This is a genomic window from Dyadobacter bucti (assembly GCF_005869225.1).
GTDB classification, from domain to species: Bacteria; Bacteroidota; Bacteroidia; order Cytophagales; family Spirosomataceae; genus Dyadobacter; species Dyadobacter bucti.
Genome location: NZ_SWFP01000003.1, coordinates 567,509 through 589,879 on the forward strand (window position 1 = coordinate 567,509; position 22,371 = coordinate 589,879).

22 protein-coding genes are annotated in these 22,371 nt (G+C 44.2%); 13 read left to right on the forward strand and 9 right to left on the reverse strand.

Annotation, left to right across the window (positions count from 1 at the left end; genetic code table 11):
* Positions 1-4: 4 nt before the first annotated feature.
* Positions 5-436, forward strand: coding sequence for a ribose 5-phosphate isomerase B (gene rpiB, locus FBF61_RS12395; protein WP_138477530.1), 432 nt, complete (start codon positions 5-7; stop codon positions 434-436).
* Here rpiB and FBF61_RS12400 read toward each other — a convergent pair.
* Complete coding sequence (locus FBF61_RS12400) at positions 433-1,845, reverse strand: hypothetical protein (protein ID WP_138477531.1); 1,413 nt, start codon at positions 1,843-1,845, stop codon at positions 433-435. The two genes, rpiB and FBF61_RS12400, sit on opposite strands and share 4 nt — an antisense overlap.
* A 156-nt stretch (positions 1,846-2,001) precedes the next feature.
* Here FBF61_RS12400 and rbfA point away from each other — a divergent pair, with 156 nt between their 5' ends.
* The 3 genes from rbfA to FBF61_RS12415 all read left to right on the forward strand — a co-directional run bounded on the left by rbfA (position 2,002) and on the right by FBF61_RS12415 (position 6,307).
* Entirely contained in the window at positions 2,002-2,385 is a 384-nt protein-coding gene (gene rbfA, locus FBF61_RS12405; RefSeq protein ID WP_138477532.1) for a 30S ribosome-binding factor RbfA, read from the forward strand.
* A gap of 18 nt (positions 2,386-2,403) precedes the next feature.
* A complete protein-coding gene (locus FBF61_RS12410; protein ID WP_138477533.1) occupies positions 2,404-3,630 on the forward strand; it encodes an FtsX-like permease family protein in 1,227 nt (408 codons plus the stop codon).
* 79 nt (positions 3,631-3,709) lie between these two features.
* Entirely contained in the window at positions 3,710-6,307 is a 2,598-nt protein-coding gene (locus FBF61_RS12415; protein WP_138477534.1) for a M1 family metallopeptidase, read from the forward strand.
* Between the two features lie 190 nt (positions 6,308-6,497).
* On the opposite strand, the gene FBF61_RS12420 is transcribed toward FBF61_RS12415, so the two are convergent.
* From FBF61_RS12420 to rplU, 6 genes are all read right to left on the reverse strand, one after another.
* On the reverse strand, positions 6,498-7,562 hold the full coding sequence (locus FBF61_RS12420; protein ID WP_138477535.1) for a substrate-binding domain-containing protein: 1,065 nt from the start codon (positions 7,560-7,562) through the stop codon (positions 6,498-6,500).
* A 430-nt stretch (positions 7,563-7,992) separates the two neighbouring features.
* On the reverse strand, positions 7,993-9,039 hold the full coding sequence (locus tag FBF61_RS12425) for a ferredoxin--NADP reductase (RefSeq protein ID WP_138477536.1): 1,047 nt from the start codon (positions 9,037-9,039) through the stop codon (positions 7,993-7,995).
* Between the two features lie 28 nt (positions 9,040-9,067).
* The gene (locus FBF61_RS12430) at positions 9,068-10,162 is read right to left on the reverse strand and encodes a hypothetical protein (protein WP_138477537.1); all 1,095 of its coding nucleotides are present in this window, start codon (positions 10,160-10,162) and stop codon (positions 9,068-9,070) included.
* A gap of 79 nt (positions 10,163-10,241) precedes the next feature.
* Complete coding sequence (locus FBF61_RS12435) at positions 10,242-10,838, reverse strand: NifU family protein (protein WP_138477538.1); 597 nt, start codon at positions 10,836-10,838, stop codon at positions 10,242-10,244.
* Positions 10,839-11,003: 165 nt separating this feature from the next.
* Positions 11,004-11,291, reverse strand: a complete 288-nt coding sequence (gene rpmA / locus FBF61_RS12440; protein ID WP_138477539.1) for a 50S ribosomal protein L27 — start codon at positions 11,289-11,291, stop codon at positions 11,004-11,006.
* 78 nt (positions 11,292-11,369) lie between these two features.
* On the reverse strand, positions 11,370-11,681 hold the full coding sequence (gene rplU, locus FBF61_RS12445; RefSeq protein WP_138477540.1) for a 50S ribosomal protein L21: 312 nt from the start codon (positions 11,679-11,681) through the stop codon (positions 11,370-11,372).
* Between the two features lie 337 nt (positions 11,682-12,018).
* Between rplU and FBF61_RS12450 the strand changes: the two genes are divergently transcribed.
* From FBF61_RS12450 to FBF61_RS12485, 8 genes are all read left to right on the forward strand, one after another.
* Complete coding sequence (locus FBF61_RS12450) at positions 12,019-12,669, forward strand: thioredoxin family protein (RefSeq protein ID WP_229215020.1); 651 nt, start codon at positions 12,019-12,021, stop codon at positions 12,667-12,669.
* A gap of 22 nt (positions 12,670-12,691) precedes the next feature.
* The gene (locus FBF61_RS12455) at positions 12,692-13,594 is read left to right on the forward strand and encodes an SMP-30/gluconolactonase/LRE family protein (RefSeq protein ID WP_138477541.1); all 903 of its coding nucleotides are present in this window, start codon (positions 12,692-12,694) and stop codon (positions 13,592-13,594) included.
* Positions 13,595-13,623: 29 nt separating this feature from the next.
* Positions 13,624-14,166 carry a hypothetical protein gene (locus FBF61_RS12460; RefSeq protein ID WP_138477542.1) on the forward strand — a complete coding sequence of 181 codons (543 nt, stop codon included), beginning with the start codon at positions 13,624-13,626 and terminating at the stop codon, positions 14,164-14,166.
* Positions 14,167-14,284: 118 nt separating this feature from the next.
* Positions 14,285-14,968, forward strand: a complete 684-nt coding sequence (locus FBF61_RS12465; protein ID WP_138477543.1) for a DUF1361 domain-containing protein — start codon at positions 14,285-14,287, stop codon at positions 14,966-14,968.
* A complete protein-coding gene (locus FBF61_RS12470; RefSeq protein WP_138477544.1) occupies positions 14,943-15,317 on the forward strand; it encodes a diacylglycerol kinase family protein in 375 nt (124 codons plus the stop codon). Before FBF61_RS12465 ends, FBF61_RS12470 begins: the two co-directional genes overlap by 26 nt.
* Positions 15,318-15,361: 44 nt before the next feature.
* Positions 15,362-16,477 (forward strand): hypothetical protein, encoded by a 1,116-nt coding sequence (locus FBF61_RS35400; RefSeq protein ID WP_138477545.1) that lies wholly within the window; start codon positions 15,362-15,364, stop codon positions 16,475-16,477.
* Between the two features lie 36 nt (positions 16,478-16,513).
* A complete protein-coding gene (locus FBF61_RS12480) occupies positions 16,514-16,810 on the forward strand; it encodes a winged helix-turn-helix domain-containing protein (RefSeq protein WP_138477546.1) in 297 nt (98 codons plus the stop codon).
* 219 nt (positions 16,811-17,029) lie between these two features.
* On the forward strand, positions 17,030-18,097 hold the full coding sequence (locus FBF61_RS12485; protein ID WP_138477547.1) for a hypothetical protein: 1,068 nt from the start codon (positions 17,030-17,032) through the stop codon (positions 18,095-18,097).
* A gap of 60 nt (positions 18,098-18,157) precedes the next feature.
* Here FBF61_RS12485 and FBF61_RS12490 read toward each other — a convergent pair whose 3' ends face one another.
* On the reverse strand, positions 18,158-18,658 hold the full coding sequence (locus tag FBF61_RS12490) for a DUF2911 domain-containing protein (RefSeq protein WP_138477548.1): 501 nt from the start codon (positions 18,656-18,658) through the stop codon (positions 18,158-18,160).
* Positions 18,659-18,798: 140 nt separating this feature from the next.
* Between FBF61_RS12490 and recG the strand changes: the two genes are divergently transcribed.
* Entirely contained in the window at positions 18,799-20,919 is a 2,121-nt protein-coding gene (recG, locus tag FBF61_RS12495; RefSeq protein ID WP_138477549.1) for an ATP-dependent DNA helicase RecG, read from the forward strand.
* 2 nt (positions 20,920-20,921) lie between these two features.
* On the opposite strand, the gene FBF61_RS12500 is transcribed toward recG, so the two are convergent.
* Complete coding sequence (locus FBF61_RS12500) at positions 20,922-22,265, reverse strand: FGGY-family carbohydrate kinase (protein ID WP_138477550.1); 1,344 nt, start codon at positions 22,263-22,265, stop codon at positions 20,922-20,924.
* Positions 22,266-22,371 lie beyond the last annotated feature (106 nt).

Sequence of the window (22,371 nt, forward strand, 5' to 3'; positions counted from 1 at the left end):
AGTAATGAGAAAAATTGCTATTGGCTCGGATCATGCCGGGTTTCCCTATAAAGAGCCGGTCATCGAATGGCTTACGACAAATGGTTTTGAAGTGAAGGATTTCGGCACTTACAGCGCCGACTCAGCGGATTATGCGGATTTTGCACACCCGGTTGCCAGCGCCGTCGAAAGCAAGGAATTTGAGAAAGGCGTGTTGCTCTGCGGAAGCGGGCAGGGGGTTTGTATTACCGCTAACAAGCACCAGGGTATCAGGGCTGCATTGGTTTGGGATCTGCCGCTGGCTCCGCTGGCCAGGCAGCATAACGACGCCAATGTTATCTGTTTCCCGGTGAGATTCATAGAACTGGAAACTGCACTGGCAAGTTTGGAAGCATTTTTAAGTACGGAATTCGAAGGCGGCAGACACCAGGGGCGGGTCGATAAAATTGCCTGCTAGATCTTTTTCTGATAAATTCCTTTCCAGGGGCTGAGTTCATACTCTTCTTTCAATGCCGGAACCCTGTCCAGAAGTTTCGGCATTACATTTACTTTATCAATAACGAAGTCGGGCGGATCTTTACGGAAATTATCGTAGACGTGGATTACGCTGTCAAAGTTGTCAAGATTCTTCAAGTCATAACTTGCCAGATCCCAGTTCAGATAGGGTGTGGCCGTGTAATTATTGATGTATTCGCCTGACTGCTGCCCAATCACCAGAATTCTTTTCTTAGTGATCTGCTCGGGCAAGCTGGCGGGTTTTGTCCGGAGGTTTTCCAGTTTTCCCATTGTCACGCCAGGAATTACCCCCCTTAGTCCCTGATACTGTATCAATACGATAATTGCGCCCATGAATGTGAACTGCAGTTCATCTACAAAGCTCTTTTTTTTGAAACTTTGGAAATAATGTGTCGCGAAGAAAGCAGCCGGGGGGATAAAAATGACAAACTGCATAGGTGCGAGAAACTGCATTAACGGAATTGAAAATACTGCCACGATGAACCATAAGGCCATTACCTGTTGGATCCGGGTCTGGTAGTTGACGAAGCGGAGGGTTGTAAATATCCGCATGAAACCCATTACGCCAAATCCGAGCGGAAGAATCAGGGAAGCGAAAAGTGATACGAAATCATTGAGGTTATACTGTTTTACCTGAAAAACCGAGGTCAATAAATTTCGGTTGAGACTCTCTACGCCGTTGTTCATGTAAAAGAAAAGAACAACCATCAATAGAGGGAAGATAGAGCCGAACAAACCCAGCAGGTGATGACGAACTGTTGAGCCGGTATAAAAAAGCAAAGCCAGAAATGCCCATATCATGAAAAGCGAGGCGGGCAGATAGAAAAGTGTGGCAATCCCGATGTAAAGTCCCATTTCGAAAACCTGGGTCGTCACCTCTCTTTTAACCAGGATTTTGACGATGGCGCCAAAAGCAAACAGTAGAAACGTATTTGCCATGAGCATGGGCGAAAGCGTACCCATATCGAACGAGATATTCAAAAACAAGGCATAAAGGGCACCGGGCAGAAATGTCCGCTCCGGAAATACTTCACGCGAGTGGATTACAAAGTTGAAATAAAGGATTTGAATAATGGAAACCATCACTGCCGCCAGCTGGTAGGCCACTTGTGTACGGCCGAAAAGCGTGTCAATCAGCCAGTAGGTTAATCCGGAAAAGGGGCTCACATTATCCCATATATCCCGGTAAAGCATGAAGCCCCGACCCATTTGTTCCCCCACCAACATCCAGCTGAGTTCGGGAATGAGCAAAGGGGTACCTCCCAGGAAAAAAGGGAGACGCAGCAGCAGAAAAAATACGACCAGGCTGATGGTCTGATAACGTGCGTTGACGCGAAAAAAACTAAGCAAGAAATACGTGTGGTTATATATCTTATCAGAATAACTTTCACGAAATTACAACTCCGCATTCTACAAAAACAAAATAAGTATGGATATTTGTATTTATTCAAGGATTGGGAGAGGATTTGCGCTAGTGCCGGGTTTTCCTGGAAAATGACAAAAACAATGGAATCTAAAAGACAACAGAAAGTAGGAAGGCAGATACAAAAGGATCTTGGAGAGATTTTTCAGAAGGATGCGCAACATTTGACCAACGGGACGTTCGTTACGATCACGGCTGTGCGGGTTACGCCTGATCTTAGTATCGCGAGGGCCTATCTCAGCTTTTTGCCGGACAAGAATAAATCGATCCTGCTGGAAACTATTCAGGAAAATACCAAATTCATACGTCAGAAACTCGCGGAACGGGTACGTCACCAGCTTCGAATTGTTCCGCATCTGCAGTTTTATATTGACGACACGGCAGAGTATGCGGCTAAAATGGATCTGCTGTTCTCTGATCTGGTGATCCCGCCGGCTCAGCCCGACGACGAAGACGAATCTAATTGATTTCAAGCACCACCATAGATGGATCTTTCGTACCGGATTGCCATTCGATATTTTTTTTCACGTAATAAGCGCAGTTTCATAAGCCTCATCGCACGGATTGCCATGGCGGGAGTGGCTGTGGGTGCGATGGCTATGGTAGTAGTATTATCTGTGTTCAACGGAATGGAAGATCTAAACCGGAAAATCTTCAAAACCTTTGACGCTGACGTAAAAATAACGCCTTTCAAAGGCAAGAGGATGACGGTTACGGATTCCTTAATGCATGAAATCAATTCGGTAAAGGGAGTGAGGCTTATCACGCAGGTTATAGAAGACAACGCGCTTGCAAGATACGCGGGTCAGCAAACGATCGTGCGGTTAAAAGGTGTGGACAGCACATTTGAACGGCAGGGACAGTTGGATACTGCGCTGATAGAAGGGTCGCTGAAATTACACGGGGGAAACGGGACACCTTATGGAATTGTCGCCGAAGGTGTGCGAAATGCGCTAGCCATTTCATTGGAAGATATATTGGTACCGCTCGAACTTCTGTATCCGCGAACCGGCTCCAAAACGCTGAACCTGACTTCCGCTGATGCCTTCAATCAGTTATCGCTCAGGGCGGGCGGTGTTTTTTTTATTGAATCACGTTATGATGATTACATATTTGCACCGGTGTCGCTGGTGGATTCGTTGATGCAATACAACGGGCAACGGACTGCCCTGGAAATCAGGGTAATACCCGGATACTCTGAAATCGATGTGAGCGAAGCGCTTTCCGAAAAGCTGGGCAAGGATTTTGTAGTGAAAGACCGGGATGCATTGAATGCTGATTTACTGCGGGCTGTCCGTCTGGAGAAACTTTTTGTTGCGGTGACTTTATCGTTGATTATTTTAGTAGCTGCAATTAATATTTTCTTTTCGCTGAGCATGCTCGCCATCGAGAAAAAGAAGGATGTCGCGATGCTGTATGCGCTGGGTGCTTCGCCTACTCTGATCAGGAAGATTTTTCTGGCGGAGGGGGCTATTGTTGCATTTTCGGGGGCTATTGCCGGGCTGATCATGGGCATAGTATTGTGCTGGCTGCAAATAGAGTACGGACTTGTTTCAATGGGTATGACAACCTCACTGGTGGATGCCTATCCCGTCAAATTAATATGGGGTGATATACTTTTTACTGGCCTCGTTATCGTTATGATAACCATTGTCGTTTCGTACATTCCTGCGCGAAGGGCTGCGGAGGCCGGCGAAATTTTACGTGTTTAGCCAGATTTGGGGAACTGAATAAAAGAAAAAAAACTGATTTATTTTGACTTACTTTTTAGCAATCAATTTGAAGGCAAATATGGCCAGCGATAATGGAAAGTCTTTTTTGACGCGACTGATCTATACCTTTTTAGGATTTTTACTCATTCTTCCCCTGACTTCAAATGCTTCCCTATTCACTGCGGAATCTGATACGTTATATAGAAGAAATCCGGGCAATATCACCCCGAAAGGCCCATACCGCCCCGAGAGGGTAAAAAAGACCGATATTCTCTACACCAGGCTGGATGTCAGGTTTGATTGGGAAAGACAACAGGTGCCCGCTTCTGCGATCCTGATGTTCAAATCTCATTTTTATCCGCAGAATACGCTCGAACTTGACGCCAAAGGTTTTGATATCAAAGCTGTGTCCATGATGGACGCAGCAGGAAATTATGGCGACCTGACGATAAAGGATATTACCGGCAAAGTCAACAAGAAGCTGGAGTATTCCTATGATAAACGTAAGCTAACTGTTAAGCTGGGAAAGAGCTATTCCAGAAACGACACGCTGTTTGTAAAGATTGATTACGTAGCTCGTCCTAATGATGTTCCGCGTGATAAGGAGGACGACAGCCCTTTGGATAAAGGGTTGTACTTTATCAACGCTGACGGATTAGATGAAGGAAAACCAAAACAAATATGGACACAAGGGGAAACAGAAGGCAGTTCCTGTTGGTTTCCAACAATAGACGCACCCAATCAGAAGTTCACCCAGGATTTTTATATCACCGTTGACAGCACATATAAAACACTGTCCAACGGTCTCCTGATCTCTCAGGAGACAGATGAAAAAGGTTTGCGCACGGATCATTGGAAACAGTCGCTCCCGCACGCACCTTACCTTGCCATGCTGGCAGTCGGGGATTTTGCTGTGGCTAAGGATATGATGCCAGATGGACTGGAGCTGAGCTATTACGTAGAGCCGAAATATGGCCGGGATGCACATGCTATTTTTGGTCGTACACCCGAAATGATAGCGTTTTTTACAAACGTTTTTGGCGTTGCGTTTCCCTGGGAGAAGTACGCCCAGATCGCAGTGAGGGATTTTGTAGCCGGTGCTATGGAGAATACGACTGCAACAGTTCACGAGGAAGGCGTGCAAAATGACACAAAGTCACTGGTAGACGGGAACTCCGACGCGGTAATCGCCCATGAATTGGCACATCACTGGTTTGGTGATTATGTTACCAGCGAGGAATGGGGGCAATTGCCTTTGAATGAGTCATTCGCTAATTATTCGGAATATTTGTGGAGTGAATATAACAGCGGTCGATATGAGGCCGACTGGGGGAATCTGCAGGAAATGAAGCAGTATCTTGGCGAAGCGGAAACGAAGCAAGTACCGATGATCCGGTATTTTTACAAAGACCGTGAAAGTATGTTTGACAGTCACTCCTATGCCAAAGGAGGACGGATTTTGCACATGCTGAGATCTTATGTAGGTGACGACGCCTTTTTTGCATCATTGAAAAATTACCTGACTACGCATGCATTCGGTACTGCCGAAATTGATGATCTCAGAATTTCTTTTGAAAAAGTTACCGGACAGGATCTGAACTGGTTTTTTGACCAGTGGTTTCAGCGCCCTGGGCATCCTGTTTTAAAAATTCAGCAGGAATATCTTGCGCCGGCAGGTAAAGTGGTATTGAAAATAAAGCAGGCACAGGATACTGCGGCCACGACTGTTTACCGGCTGCCATTAAAGGTAGACGTGTGGGTGAGTGGCAAAAAAAACCAGTATGAAGTGGTTGTTGACAAATCAACCCAAACCCTGGAGTTTCCTGCTGCGAAAAAGCCTGACCTGGTACTTTTTGATTCAGATGCACAATTGCTGGGTGTGATCGAACATGAAAAGCAGCGTAAGGAAATGGAGTTCCAGTATTTGAATACGGACAGATTTTTGCATCAGTATGAAGCGCTCGCACAGCTGGAAGGCGGATTGGCCGACACAGTTGTGAGAAATATCCTGGTGAAAGGGATGACCGATCCGTTCTGGAAATTGCGCCAAATGTCCATCAGTAATTTTGCTGAATATGATGGCGCAGGTTTCGCTGATATTGAAAAGGTAATTCAGAGCCGGGCCCGACTGGACCCGCATCCGCAGGTTCGCGCTGAGGCTATCATTACATTGGCTTCTTTTGGCGACAATAATAGTGATTCGATTTTCAGGGAGGCACTTATGGACAGTTCTTATCAGGTAGTATCCGTTGCCATTGAAAAGTACCTGATGGGCCAGCCAAATGACGCAAATGAAATAGCTGCCGAGTTTGAAAACTCACCCAACGATGCGATTGTGACATCTGTGGCCAACTACTATGCAGGTCTGGCCCAACCGGAGCGGTTTGACTGGTTTCTGGAAAAAATGAAGGCGATGAAGCCTACCGAAAAATACAATTTCCTTCAGGTTTTTGGTAAATATCTGATCAAATCCAAACAAGATATCCAGAGGAGAAGCATACCGGTTCTCGAAGGGTTAGCCCGCGATAATCCTTCCTATTTTGTCAGATTCGGCGCATTCCAGGCACTGGGCCTGCTGACTGACATTCAGGGTGTGACTGCTCTCAGAAAAGACATCCGGGCAAAGGAAACCGAGCCGAAACTGAAAGAAATGTATAGTCAGTTTGGGGACCTTTAAAGGGGATTTTTATGGTTAAGGATGTTTTTTTGTTGGTATGAAGTAGTCATTTGTAGTCATGCATTGTCATTTATCGTCATTCCATCTCTTACAAGCATGACCACACCTGACTACTCTTGATTGCACCTGACCAAACATGACCACCCTCGACTACACATCACGGCCTGCTTCCTTACAGCTTCACTCCAACTTACTCCGGATCTAAATAATAGTCGAGGTTTTCTTTCGTAATAATATCCAGGGGCAGGAACTTGATGGGCTGAATTTCTTTTTTGAAAACCAGGTGATTGGCCAACTGGTGAATTCCCCAGTAACCCTGGCCTAGCGGGTTCTGATTAATCAGGAAGCTGATTATTTCCTTATCAAGATAGTCCAGGTTTGGTTTCAAGAGGTCATAACCAACAAGTTTGATATCGTTTAGGCCTTTACGTTCCAGGTAAGACGCGATTTCGAAAGCTTTGGAATTGGTAACATAAACTGCACTCAGTTGAGGCTCATCGGTCAGGATTTGGTCCAGCTGCATATCGAGGCTAGTTCCTTCCGAAAAATTAATCTCTTTTGTAACAATCCTGAATTTCTCCCGCTCAGCTTTTCGCGCGAAGTAATTCCTGAAACCTTCCTCTTTGGTGATCAGATGTGCCGAATTGGAGATATCTTCATTGATATGGGCAACTAGAATACTGCCCGGTGATTGCAGGCCGAAGCAAATGATTTTAGCAGCCAGTTCCCCACTCTGAAATGAGTCCTGGCCGATATAACAAAGGGGATCCACATGTTCAATTTGCGTGTTGAAAAGCACGTAGGGAATATCCTTAGTCGCCCATTCTTTGAAAAATGGCAACACTTCTTTATAAAAAATAGGCGCGATCAGTACTCCATCAGGATTTTCTTTTGTGGCTTCCTCTGCCTTCGCGATGAATGATGTTACCTCGTGCGGATTAAAAATAAGCTGACTGATGTATATGCCATACTGACGCAACTCCTTTTCCGCCTTTTCCAAACCGGCCTTTGGGGCCTCCCAATATGGATCAACATGAGGGTCCGGTATTAATGCTACGAGGTTGAATGTCCGTTGTGATTTTAATGATTGAGCAATAAAATTAGGTTCATAATTCAGCTCTTCTATGATTTTCAATATCCGCTCCCGTACATCATCCGCTACCCGTCCACGGTTATGCAGCACACGGTCTACTGTGCCTTTTGAGGTTTGCGCTTTTTCTGCGATATCTTTTATTCTAACTATTTTCTTTTTCACAATATGAGTCCGATTGCTTAATTCGTGAATTAACTAATAACATAAAAGTGACTTTTCTGATGTAAAAGCAAATCATGCTAATAATAATTTTCGAATTATTATTATAATAAATTTGATATTAAAAAGTTTAAGATTTAGTTTTACCTCACCGAAGGCAAATACTTTATAAATTAGGTGTGTTCGAGCACGTTTTGAAATATTTAATGTGTGCTCGTGCACTTTTTAATATTTTAGTTGTTTAAATCAATTTTACAATTAATTTTGTAATTAATAACATACATAAAATATTATTCTACATTTTCTAAGGAAAGCAAGTCCAAAAGTTTATCCTACTGAATATTCCTACTCTTTACTTCATAATTACTAGTCCTAAATCCTGATAAGGCGTACAAATTGGTTTGTACGCCTTTTTTATTTGTACGCAGGTTTATCAAGTAACTTGTATGCTTACATTTTCACTGTCTACATACGCGGAACAGGTAAGTATCCATCCTTCTGCCAAATCGCGGTCGGTCAGTACTTCGTTCACGCTCATGTGCACAGAACCCATTTTACAAATGCCCGCACAGGTGGAACAGCGTCCGCCTTTGCAGCTATATGGCAAATGAATTCCCGAAGCGAGTGCAGCATCCAATACGGTTGTAAGTGCCGGCACATACAGCTGATATTTCTGTCCTCTGAATTCAAGATTGATGGTATGCGGGTAAGAAACCGGTGGTGGCGGTGGTACTGAGGGAATTATGAAATTCTCCTTCCTGATCTGAGCCGCGGAAAAGCCCATAAAATGAAGGGTTATCTCCATGGTCCGCATCAGTTCGAAAGGGCCACAGATAAAAAATTGAGCATGCTCAGGGCTAAATCGCAGATTACGTCCAATGAGTTGTTCAAGTCGTGTGTTATTGATCCGGCCTCTGATCCCTGTCCATTCTTCGGAAGGCTGGCTGTGGATATGTATCACGTTCAGCCTTTCCGGGAAGCGCTGCTGCCATAGTCGTATTTCATCCCAAAATAAGGTATTGACTTTGTTCCTGCTCGCGTACAAAAGCGTTACCACACTGCCAGGTTCACGCACAAGCGTTTGTTTAAGTAGAGAAAATAGAGGTGTAATGCCACTCCCAGCACCTATAAGGACAATATCTCGGGGGATTCCAGAAGACTTTGCAAGCACAAAACGGCCCGAAGGATGAAGTACCTCGAACATATCTCCGGTGCGCACAGAATCGATCCAGAATCTGGAAATTTCGCCATTAGGCACACGCTTTACTGTAATGGCGGGAAAGAAATCGACATCGGGTGCGGAACTCATGGAATAAGAACGCCTCACTTCGCGACCATGGACCGGAATCAGGAATGTGAGGAACTGACCTGCTTTATAAACGAGTTTCTGGCTGTCCACTCGTTCGAAAACGAATGTTTTAACCTCATTCCCCTGTGTAATGATTTGCCTGACACGCAAAGAGATCGTTGAATCTGGCATTTTTTGTTGACCTGTAATATTGATATGATTAAGAAAGACCGGAAGATTCGCGGACTTTCCACAAAGCCTCATATTCGGCCAATAGTGCCCAGCAGTGCGCCTCACAGGTCCAGTGCATATGAAAAAGCGGGTTGACCGACAATTTGTAAAGTAATGGATTTTCGTAAGCTGTGAGCAACCCGGCAATGAAAAAATAAAATCCTCTGAAATCTTTGGCTGAAAAATGCTCCACTTCCAGGCGCGGGGAATCTGCTCCAAATCTTAACAAAGAAGAGGAAAGTATGATTTTGTCCATAGGGTCCCCGGTTATTTTCAGCAGCTCTTTGGTATCAGTGATGAGTTTTTGTCTGATTTCGGATAACGCAGGCGGATTAAATGCAGCGATAAGCCGGGAAACATGATAGATGATCAAAGGAGTTCGCGGATATTGATGTGCGCAACGAAACGGGACCTTGCGATACCTGTTGGTTGCTATCACTGAACGTATGTATTCCAGGCTCGCGAAATCGTGCTCGTTCAGCGGTAGGTTGTAGTAAAAAATGCAATACAACAGATTGCTCAACACGCTGACATCAAATTCGATGTACATGTTTTTCCCAAACCAGGTAGAGTAGGCCGGTAACTGTTTGTACTCAGGGTGAGTATTGCGGATCCATTGTTTTGAACCATTGGCATGGACTGCGAGCTTTTGTTTCAGCCATAGCAATTCTTCTGCATCCGGCTCTGTAGTTAAGTAGATGAACGCAGTATCATCTACGTCATCAGGGATCCGGAAATGTTCAAAACGCCGGAAAATATGCCCGTTTGGAAAGTGCCGGGATGGTTTTGTTTTCCAAAAGTTATAAGTTTTCAAACCGTCCTTGTTCTGAAAATCAGGGTAGTTCTGAACTACTTTATTACATATCGAATCGATTCTTAGCTGAGTTTCACTGTCGGTAAATTTCCGTATCGACTGTAAAGTGAAACTGGTGATCGCGGAAAAAAAAATTGTAGTATCGGGGCGTTTGTAGCCAATGATGCGATTACTTCTGTATGCCGGAAAAATACCTTCGGGGAAATAGTTATCACCTTTGGACTGAAGATCTTTGATTTTATCAATAAATAGCTGCAGAGGCTGCTTCATTCCCGAAACTAACAAAACGTGTTAAAAAAAGAAACCCTGTCGGTTAAACAGGGTTTCGAAATTATGATATTAATGACGCTTATATACCTTCGGCGACAACCTCCTTCACATCCGGAACCATGCGGGTGAGCAGGTTTTCGATACCGGCTTTCAAAGTGAGTGTTGAAGACGGGCACCCGCTGCAAGATCCTTGCAGCAAAACTTTTACGACTCCTGAGTTTTCATTGAACGAATGAAAGTTAATAGCACCGCCGTCAGATTCTACTGCCGGGCGTACATATTGGTCCAGCGCGGCCTTGATCTTCTGAACTGTGTCAGAGTCCCGGGAGTCAACAATGACTGTATTTTTTTCTATTGTTCTTTCTTCAAAAACCGGGTGATTTTCTTCGAAATAAATCTTGATAAACTGTTTTGTATCCCTCAGGACTTCTTCCCATGCAATCGCCTCATCCTTGGTGATTGTGATGAAATTGCTGGCTATAAAAACTCTCTTTACATGTGGGAACTGAAAAAGGTCCGAGGCGAGCGGCGAAGCTGTTCCTTCTGCCAGAGCCGATTCCAGACTTGGGTAGTCGAACGACAGTCCGTCGGGTACCAATTCAAAGTTCAGTACGAACTTCATGGAATTGGGGTTCGGGCTTAATTCAGTATATACAAAAACCGGTCGAGTGAGCATGATAAATAATAGTCGATGATATTGCGAAAATAACTTTCTTACTGTGCAAACACGCAAAACCCAATTTTGGTTTGACGGAGGTAGCTTCTTGCCTAAAATAATAAAGCCCGTAAGACAAATCGTCGAACGGGCTTCTTTTCAGATGGTTAATCTGACAATTTCTGACTATGCTTCTGCAACAGCAGCTTCTGCTGCAACTGCGATAGGCTCAATGTGTACAAAAGACTTGTTCTCACGAGTCTTACGGAAAACCACATTGCCTGCAACCAACGCAAACAAAGTATGGTCACGACCGATACCTACATTTTTGCCAGGGTTGTGTTTTGTGCCACGCTGACGAACCAGGATATTGCCTGCTTTCGCAACCTGTCCACCGAATAATTTTACTCCAAGACGCTTGCTTTCTGATTCACGTCCGTTTCTCGAGCTACCTACACCTTTCTTATGTGCCATGATATCTTAACTATTAATTGTAATTTCTTAATTTAAACTTACAACGGCTTCCATAAAAGGATTCCGCTAATCCGTGGGTCAGGCTACGATTTCGTCGATGCTGATTTTAGTCAGATACTGACGGTGACCGTTTTTAACCTTGTAACCTTTACGTCTTTTCTTTTTGAAGACGATTACTTTTTCACCTTTAAGGTGTTCAAGTACAGTTACTTTCACAGAAGCGCCTGCTACTGTCGGAAGACCTACCTGTACTGTGCCTTCGTTATCAACGAGGAGGACTTTGTCAAACACAAGAGCAGCGTTCACGTCACCTTCAAGCCTATGCGTGAAGATTTCGCGACCCTTTTCAACTTTAAATTGCTGACCTGCGATTTCTACGATTGCGTACATGTTAATAAATTATGATAAACTGGATTCTAAAATGAGGTGCAAAGATAAAGACATAAATGCAGAATTACAATGCATTAACCCTAATATTTAGGTGGTAAACCGAGGTAGTGCATAGGCTTAATTTTTTTCTAAAAGGGAGGAGGGGGCAGCCGTCCTGAGTTGTCATGCCTTTATAACCGATGTTAGTTAATTCGATATCCGGACTTTATATAATATGTATATCTTGGTGCGTTTACTGGATGTTAAATGACTGCATTATTAACCTTGACGTTCGAAATAGTTACTTTTATTACTAATTTACGTCACAACCAAAGCAATGATCAACAAAAATAATAAAATGACAAATAGCCTGTGGATTACGCTCATGCTTGGCCTGGGTGCTGTTTCTGCCGGATCTGCTTCTGAACCGGTCCATATATATATATCCGGTGACGATCAGGTTACAGCAGGTTATCAGGTAGGGGATGCAGTAGCCAATTTCAGGCTCAAAAATATCGATGGAAATACGGTTTCGCTCAATGACTTTTTAAACTCCAAAGGGGTTATAGTGGTTTTTACAAGTAATCATTGCCCGTTCGCAAAAGCGTATGAAGACAGGATTATCGCCCTGAACAGCAAATTTGCTTCGCAGGGATTTCCGGTCATCGCTATTAATCCTACCGATCCGGGTACGCATCAGGATGATACATTCGAAAAAATGAAGGAGCGCTCGGCTACTAAAAATTACGGCTATCCGTATCTTGTCGACGATACTCAGCAGACTGCGAAGGCTTTTGGCGCCGGTAGGACGCCACAGGTATATATCCTGCAAAAAAGTGGCTCTAAATTCACGGTTCGGTACGTAGGCATGATTGATGATAACCCACAGGATCCGGGCGGGGTATCAAAATTTTATGCTGATGAAGCAGTCAGTAATCTTTTGACTGGGAAGCCTGTGGTCACGACCATCACAAAGCCTGTCGGCTGCGCGATAAAATGGAAAAATTAAATCTTTTGACTTGCCATAACTTATGAATAAAACTGCTACTCTCCTGACCGTTCTTCTTTTGACATGTGCCCAGTCGCTTTTTGCTCAGACTAAGAGTAAAAAATTCACTAATGAAGGAGAATTTACCAATAATTGCGAAGGCCCGGCCGTAGACGAGGACGGCAATGTATACGCGGTAAATTTTGCACGTGATGGTACAATCGCCCAGATCAGCAAGAAAGGTAACGCCAGTTTTTTTGTAACCCTGCCAAAAGGGAGCACGGGAAACGGAATCCGTTTTGCAGATAAAAGCACATTTTTTGTGGCCGATTATACAGGCCATAATATTTTGAAAGTGAATATGATCACCAAGGATATTTCTGTTTTCGCCAATGAACCGAAAATGAATCAGCCGAATGATCTTGCCATTACATCAACCGGGCATATTTTCTGCTCGGATCCTAACTGGAAGGAGCAGACGGGCCAAATATGGCATGTGTCGCCGGAAGGTAAAACGCGGCTGGTTGCAGAGAATATGGGAACTACCAATGGGATAGACGTCAGCCCGGACGAAAAGAAGCTGTATGTCAATGAAAGTGTGCAAAGAAATGTCTGGGTTTTCGATCTTGCGGAAGACGGGACATTGTCAAACAAAAATCTTTTGCATCATTTTGAGGACGGAGGAATGGATGGTATGCGTTGCGATGTGCTCGGAAACTTATATATCGCAAGGCATGGAAAAGGCGAGGTTGCAGTACTTTCTCCGGACGGAAAAGTGATCCAGACAATCCAGACAATCGGGAAAAAGGTTTCAAATATATGTTTCGGGGGTAAAAATGGAAAAACTTGTTACATCACTTTGCAGGATCGCGGCTGTCTGGAAACTTTCAAAGCCAAAACTGCCGGCAGGGAATGGGCTATGATGAAAGCTTTTTCTAAAAAATAACCGGATATATCCATTCGAGGTTTCGGGCCATGATAAAATTAAAAGTTGCCGGATCTCTTCTGTTTTTTATTGCTCTGGTTTATCTTTTTGTAGGATGCCAGCCTGACGAGGCACCTGTCCCTGAGGAGCAGAAAGTGCTTTTCGAAGCATATTCCATCAATTTTGCCTGGGGAAAACAGCATGGTGGTTTTATCATTGATAAAAACGGGAGCATAAGGGTGTTTAAAAATCCCGCCAAATGGAATTTTCCGAATAAGGATAATGAGCTTTCTGCAGAGGAAATGGCGGAAAATCTCAATAATTCCGCCCTGTCCTCAACCAGTCTCCCTGTTCAGGAAGTTCGGGAGTATGCCTCGAAGATTTATACCGTTGATCCGAATAAGCTAAGCGAGCGGGTCAGTGAAGGAGCCGACAGGGGCGCAAGAGTTGTGCTTATGTATAGGTATAGTCCGAGTTCCAAAACTTATCAACAGGTAATTTTGAGCGAAACGGGCGACTGGAATGCAGAAAATTCCGACAGGCACGCGAAGCAGATCAGGGAATGGTTGCAAGGAATAGGTAAAAGTTTATAACTCGCCATTACGGTGAACCGGATAATCCATCATTTGAGTTTCTGATTACTTTCAATGTCTTTGAAATACGTTGCGTTTTACGTTACTTTGCAACTCAAAGTACTTTAAAGATATCACTATGACATTGGATAAACGGGTACGCTATCTTCAGAACAATCAAAAAGTTGCCCTTCTGGCGTTTATTTCGGGTTTGGCAGTAACGCTGCTGGTTTTCAGAATACTCTTTCACAATTGGGATTTCATTTTTCTTGTCTGGAATCTTTTTCTAGCCTGGATACCATTGATCTTTATTAAATGGGTGTGGGAAAAAGAATCCAGAAAACAATTGCCGTTCTGGCTGCTCGCAGCCTGTCTGGTGGTTTGGTTGCTTTTCTTCCCTAACGCGCCCTACATTATCACTGACCTCAAACATTTGCGCTCTGTTCCGGAAACGATGATCTGGTACGATGCCATTTTGATCTTTATGTTTTCAGTCGCAGGATTTTTGACCGGGCTTTACAGTATCCGAATCGTACATCGCATCATAAGCCGGCGTTGGAATCAGGAATTGGCCTGGGTAATTGTGGGTATTTCAATGGTTCTCAGTGGCTTCGGAGTATTTCTCGGGCGGTATGGTCGTTGGAACAGCTGGGATATCGTCACACAGCCGGGAGCGCTGGCTCGGGGAATTTTCAGTAGTATGCGTGATCCTCTGGCTATAAAACACACATTAGCTTTTTCGTTCGTGCTGATGTTGTTGTACTTTGCGTTTCATATTTTCGCTGAACTAAAACACAATGAAGGGACCCATAAATATTCGTAAAGCCTTGCGGAGCTTCACATACGCAGGTGTGGGTATTTTTAATTTATTCCGCTTCGAAAACAATGCACGTATTCATCTGATCGCCTGTATCCTGGTGGTTATTGCAGGTGTTTTCTTTAAAATATCCGCTACGGAATGGGCTCTGATCGTGATGCAGGTCGCTTTGGTATGGGCGGCCGAGGCATTTAACACGTCCATCGAAAAACTGGCAGACCTGGTTTCACCGGATTATCACCCAGTCATCAAAATAGTAAAGGATACCGCCGCCGCAGGTGTGCTGATACTGGCGATTTCAGCGGTTATAGTCGGGTCTATTGTTTTCATTCCCAAGGTATTGCTGCTCTTTTAAATTGTTTCCGCTTAAACTTTTAACCTCTTTTCAATCTTTGATCCATGGATTCTAATCAGGACTCTCTACATACGCTGGCCGAGATACGCAATTTGATGGAGCGATCTTCCAAATTTCTGTCGCTGAGTGGTCTTAGCGGGGTTTTTGCCGGACTTTTCGCCCTGATCGGGGCGGCAGCTGCCTACATCCGTTTCAAAACCGACTGGTTTGCAGAAATCCTCACTCCTTTGGGCACTTATGACGGTCAGTCCCGGCGGGAAGTAGTTGATTTCGTAGTGATCGACGGCCTTTGTGTATTGGTTTTTTCACTTGCAGTCGGAATACTTTTTACAGTCAGGAAAGGTAGAAAAAGAGGTCTGACACTCTGGAACGGAAGCTCCAAAAGGCTTTTGATCAGTATGCTGATCCCACTGGCTGCCGGTGGTATTTTTTGCCTTGCTATGCTTTCTTACGGTTTTATCTGGCTCGTTTTCCCTGCCACGCTTCTTTTCTATGGAATCGCCTTGGTCAACGCAAGCAGGTTTACCTATCCGGAAGTTTTTTATCTGGGTATATCAGAGATAGGAATCGGTTGCGTCGCGCTTTTTCTGACAGGATACTCACTGCTTTTCTGGTCGCTAGGCTTCGGAGTGCTGCATATCATTTACGGGCTCACGATGTACAACAGATATGATCGCGAAAAATTATCTTCCGGTAAAACGGTCGGGAAAAGTATTTTAGGGCTTATTTTGATTTTGTTCTTATCGTTTGATGGTAAGGCGCAGGTTTCGAAGGATAGTACTGTGACCGCAACAAAAAAATGGTATGACAGGGAAACGATATATCTGAGAGGAGGGAACAGCTTTGTTAAAAACAATGTAGTTTATAGCGGTCAAAAAGCTATTCAAAAGGAATTTATGATTTCAGAGGGTGGTTTGCAATTGTATATGAAGTCAAGACGTACCCGGAATATAGGCCTGGTTATATCACTGGCAGGTTCGGCTGGTTCGATCATTTCGCTTATATCAGGAAACCGCAGTAATCTGCGGAGTTTTTTTTGGGTATCGATAGGAACGGGTGTTGTTGCCTCTGTTTTTACCATGCAGGCAAATAATCAACGGGATCAGGCTGTATGGCTAAGAAACCGGGATGCTATGCTTTTTTTGGAAACCAATAATTAATTTAAAGGTTGTGGATTTGGTAAATAAGCTAGCATAATGGAATGGTTAGAGAAGTTTAATAAAATTTTTGAGAGTAAAATCAGGCTTGGGCTCATGTCCGTGCTTGTGGTAAACGATGCCCTGAGTTTTAATGAATTAAAAGACCTTTTACAGTTGACAGACGGAAACCTTGCTTCGCATTTGAAAGCATTGGAAGAAACCAAATATATCGAATTTCAAAAGCAGTTCTTGGGACGCAAACCGCTCACAACTTATAAAGCCACGGAGATCGGTCACAAAGCGTTTACAGACCATTTACAGGTGCTGGAAAATATGATCAGGCAGAATTTGTAGGGGAGGAAAGGGAAGAAGGAGGAAGGGGAGGAATAAAAAAACGGACAGTCGCTTTTTGGCAGCTGTCCTTTTTTTGTTTGATGGCTTTCATTGATAGGCGATTGCCGTCTGATTGCTGGTTTTTACCGGCTGATAATTTGATAGTTATACTGTTGGCGAGGATCATTTTCTTTATTCAGTATTCGATTAAATTTTTCAACCTCATTAAAATACTGCTATATGAAATCAACCTGTAATTTTTTGATTGTGGTAGTCTTGGCGTGTAACCTCTTTATCGGGTGTAAAAAGGATGCGCCGGAAATAGTAACTAGCGACCAGGGAAAGCCCGGAGAAGTTTTGGGAGCAGATACGCTGGGTTATGATTCGGTCGATGTTTTCATATCAGGTGCTGAATATGTCGCTTTGAATAAATGGAACGCTTGTTATTGGAAAAACGGGGCAATGCATATTCTGGATACGGACCACTCCGTCGCAAACGACATAATCGTTTCGGAGGACAACGTCATTGTTGGTGGTGAATTTGAGGGAAAACCTTGTTATTGGGAAAATGGGAAACGCATTGTAATCGATGACCGCACCGGAAAGGTGAAAGCTGTTGGTTTTCACAAAGGGGAGTTGTACCTGGTGGGTGAACTATACGACGAAAACGAAAACATCTCCAAGGCATTTGTCTGGAATAAAACGACTAGAATCTTAGATTCAGGTTATGCCAGTGACATTGCATTTAGTGACGGAAATGTATATATCTCGGGAATGGATTCGAAAAATCCATGTTATTGGAGAAATGGCATAAAGACAAAATTGTCAGGAAATTTCGGTCACGGATATGCGATAGAAGTAGCAGAAAACAACGTGTATGTAGCGGGTGAATACCGCCCGACCAATGGAGGTTATTATCTGGCTGGGTATTGGAAAAATGGAGAGTTCATTTCTCCGTTAGGCAATTCAGCTTATATAATAAATATTGGGATCCGCAGTGGCGACGTCTATATCTTGGGTAACGAAGTGGACAGTAAAAATGCTGATCGCGTAGAAGACAATGCTGTTGTTGTTAAGGGTAATAAAAAAACGGTTTTGTCAGCCGGTAAAAATTCGGTTTCAGGGGCGGCTGACATCGCTTTTAATGGAGAAAATGAATATGTATTGGGATCTTACAGCTTAATTTCTGGCCCTGATAGGGCCCCACATACATGTTACTGGCAAAACGGCAAGTTGCATACGGTGGGCGAATCTCAAACCGTCGGAACCGCGATCTTGCTCAATCCTCGTGTTTCGCAAGGAAAATAAAAAACGGACAGTCGCTTTTGTTGGGCGGCTGTCCGTTTTTTTAATATAAATTCTTTCGAATTAAAACTTCAATGGAACAGAAAATCCTGATTTATCCCATTGAAAATCTAGTGATGCGTCTTTTACAGTGAAGGTTAATTTCTCTTCGGATGTAGCATAAGTTTTGTTTGGTACGGTAACTTTAAGAACATCTTTACCTTTGATCTCGTCATATTTGTAAGCGCCCCATTGTTTAAGTTCACTGTTCAGAATAAGTGTCCAGTCCTTATCAGTTGGAAGAGCAAACAATGTGTATGTTCCCGCTTTTACAGGTTTGCCACCAAACGTGCCGTCTTTCTTGAAAGTTATTTCAGTAGCATTATTGGCGCCGATGCGCCATACCTTGCCGTAAGGTTCAAGGCTCCCGCTTCCTTCTTTCCCAAACAAAACACGTCCTTTTTTTGATGGCTGACCATATGCTACGCTTACGTTTTTGCCGTCAGCGGTAACTCTTGGGCTTTGTGCAGATGCCCAGGTGAATGCAATCAAAGCAAGAAACAGCGATAAAAATGTTGTTTTCATAAATAATTAAGGATTGAATTAAACTGATTTTAGGTACGTACTGAAAAGACTTTAACGAAATACGTAAACCAAAAGTTGTTAAGCAAGTCATTTACTTCAACGGATCAGGAATCCAGCATTTCAAATTGTATATTTGGGCGATGACTTTTGAAACAAACCTGCCTGTACGAACCCATTTTTTCGATACAAAAATCGAATTTCTGAAAGGAGTAGGACCCCAGAAAGCGGCCTTGCTTAATCAGGAACTGGGTATTTTTACTTTTGGGGATTTGATCCAGCATTATCCTTTCAGGCATGAGGACCGCACTGTTTTTCACAGGATCAATGGTTTGAATGAGCAGCTTGCGGCGGCGCAGATCAAGGGGAGGCTAAGGGAATGGTCAACTGTTGGCGAAGGCGGGAAGAAGCGGCTTGTGGCTTATTTTACCGATGGAACAGGTATCCTGGAACTTGTCTGGTTCCAGGGAATTGCATGGTTTGAAAAAAATCTGCGTGCCAATACCGAGTATATCGTTTACGGGAAGCCGGTGGCTTTCGGGGGAAGATGGAGTATCACACACCCGGAAATTGATCTTATCACTGCTGAAAACGAAAGCGGGGGGTATTGGCAGCCCGTTTACCCGCTCACTGAGAAGTTGCGTAAGAAGTTTTTGGACAGCCGTGGGCTGAGCCGGATGATCCGGAACCTGCTCGAAATTTCAAGAAGCCATATCCGGGAAACCCTGCCTGCAAGCCTTGTGCAGAAATACAGGCTGGTTTCAAAGGCCGATGCGTTATGGAATTTCCACTTGCCCCAAAGCCATCAATGGCTGCATCAGGCGCAGCGCAGATTGAAATTTGAGGAACTGTTTTATAATCAGTTCCGGCTGATCAAAAATAAGCTTTTACATAAAACGGAATACCCCGGCCTTATTTTCAACCATACTGACCTGGTTAAGGAGTTTTATGCCAATCACCTTCCGTTTACCCTCACCAATGCGCAGATAAGGGTTTTGCATGAAATACACGAAGACCTGAAGACCGGCAAACAAATGAACCGGCTTTTACAAGGTGATGTAGGCTCAGGGAAAACCATCGTGGCTTTTATAACCATGTTATTTGCATTGTCCAACGATGCACAGGCTTGCCTCATGGCACCGACGGAAATCCTCACCGATCAGCATTTTCAGGGGCTCAGGAAATTTGCGGATGTGCTGGGTGTTAATATTGGCAAACTAACAGGTTCAACGAAAAAAAGAGAGCGGGAGATTATTCACAAACAGCTTCTGGATGGTTCAATGCAGATTATCGTCGGAACGCACGCTCTGATTGAAGACATTGTCCAGTTCAGAAACCTGGGCTTGTGTGTGATCGACGAGCAACATAGGTTCGGTGTGGCGCAGCGAGCCAAATTATGGGCGAAAAATTCCCGTATCAATCCCCACATGCTTGTCATGACTGCGACTCCTATTCCAAGGACGCTTGCTATGACTTTATACGGCGACCTTGATATTTCGGCGATCAATGAACTGCCGGCCGGACGAAAACCTATCAAAACGGTGCACCGTTATGATGCACACAGATCGTCAGTTTTCGGGTTTCTGAAGGAAGAAATCGCCAAGGGCCGGCAAGTATATATGGTGTACCCGCTTATTGAAGAATCTGAGAAAATGGACCTTAAGGATCTGATGGACGGGTATGAAAGTGTTTCCAGATCATTTCCGGATGTCCCTCTGAGTATCCTGCATGGTAAAATGAAATCACAGGACAAGGATTATGAAATGGGACGTTTTGTCAGGGGGGAGACTAAGATTATGGTTGCTACTACGGTTATCGAGGTTGGGGTGAATGTTCCTAATGCATCGGTTATGGTGATCGAAAATGCAGAACGTTTTGGTCTGTCACAATTACACCAGCTACGGGGCAGGGTAGGGCGGGGTGCCGAGCAATCCTATTGTGTACTGATCACGGATTATAAGATCAGTAAGGAAACGAAGCTGAGAATTGAGACAATGTGCCGGACGAACGATGGTTTTGAAATCGCGGAGGTGGATCTTCAGTTACGTGGGCCAGGCGATATCACGGGTACGCAGCAAAGTGGTCTGATGGATCTCCTTGTGTCAAACCTGGCGCAGGATGGAGAGATTTTGAAAGCTGCGAGAATATCGGCTGAGGAAATTTTAACCGCCGACCCTGACCTTCTCCAGCCTGTTAACCACCCTATCCGCATACATTTGGAAAATCTGCGGAAAGAAGAAACAAACTGGAGTCGGATCAGCTGATTTTATGACTCGATTTCCCGGATCTCGTTCAGGAAATCGAAAGTTTGCGGGCGCGTCACATGCAATGCAGCACCCAGGGAAGTTGCATAAGGAAGATCGGTCGCGTAAACACTGTGGTTTGGGAAGTTGCGGGCGATCAATCTTGTAAATATTTCATTTCTTGCAAAACCCCCATCAATATAAATCGCCTGGACTTCATTGATACCCACCAGCTGCAATGAAACAGTAAGCATGTCGGTAAGTCCTTTGAGTAAATGGTGATATGCTGCTTCTGCCGAAGCAAAGGCGCTGATTTGCCACTCTTGTGTATTTGCTTCGGGGAACGGGCCGTTTCCTGTCATACAAGCCGAATAAAACGGCGGAGTATCCGCTTTCAGAATTTCCTCGTTAAATGCCACACTTTTATAGAAATCAGGCGCAACACGGAAATACTCCGCTATTCTTGCCACCTGAAAATCATGTTCTCTTCCCAGAAAAAGCCGTGATGCAGTGACGCCGCTCCCTTCCGGAGTAAGGTAATTCATGCAGTCGCGTTCCAGCTGGTAGGAGGTAAGCGGCTTGGAAGCAAATGAATTAAAATTGATGCACCAGGTTCCGGTCGATAGCAGCACAAAAGGTTTTTTTACCGCCATCCTGTATGGAATAAGGGCAGAAGAACTATCATGCAAACCAAAACCCGACTGAATGCCCTTATCACCATGACGGTAGATAAAAGATGAAGAAGCAAGTACCGGGGCCAGTTTTTTGTGGATGCCCTCCTGCTTCACCCAGTCGTGGTAATCCCACATTTCGAAGCTCCATAGTGCAGTATGGCATCCCAGGGAAGTATAGTCGCTTACCTTCCTGCCCGTTAAAAGATACAGGATGTACTGCGGGAGGTGAAGCGTTGTAACGATCTGACTGTAAATGTCGGGACGCGTATATTTAAGCCAGTACATGTGCATTCCCGAGTTGAGCATACCCATGGCAGGGGAGCCGGTCTGGAGCGATAGCCTGGTGGGATCACCATAAGTGTTGTAAAATTGCGCAAGCAACGCCTCCGGGAAAGGTTTCAGGTAATTATAGAGCGGAGTCAGCGGTTTGTTTGCACCATCCAGATGCACCAGGCTCGCACCATATGCGGCGACATTTACGGCCTTGATATCATACTTCGGGTTCTGCAGCAGATCCGACCAGCGGTTTTGCACCCAATGGGTGAGGAGTTCTATGTCTTCAGTAGGGAATCCGTCCTCGTCAGTTGTTTCGGGAAGGGATTCGGCAAATTCTTCTATGATCTGATACTTTTCATCGAAAAGTACATACTTTTTATTGGTCCTACCAATGTCAAAAACCGCAGTTACTTTCATTATTCGAATGCTATATCACTTTTAAACCGGAGTATATTTTTCGGTTAATATAGTGACTTTACGTTAAACCTAAACCCTTACTGTATGATAAAACTTTGCTTGCCTT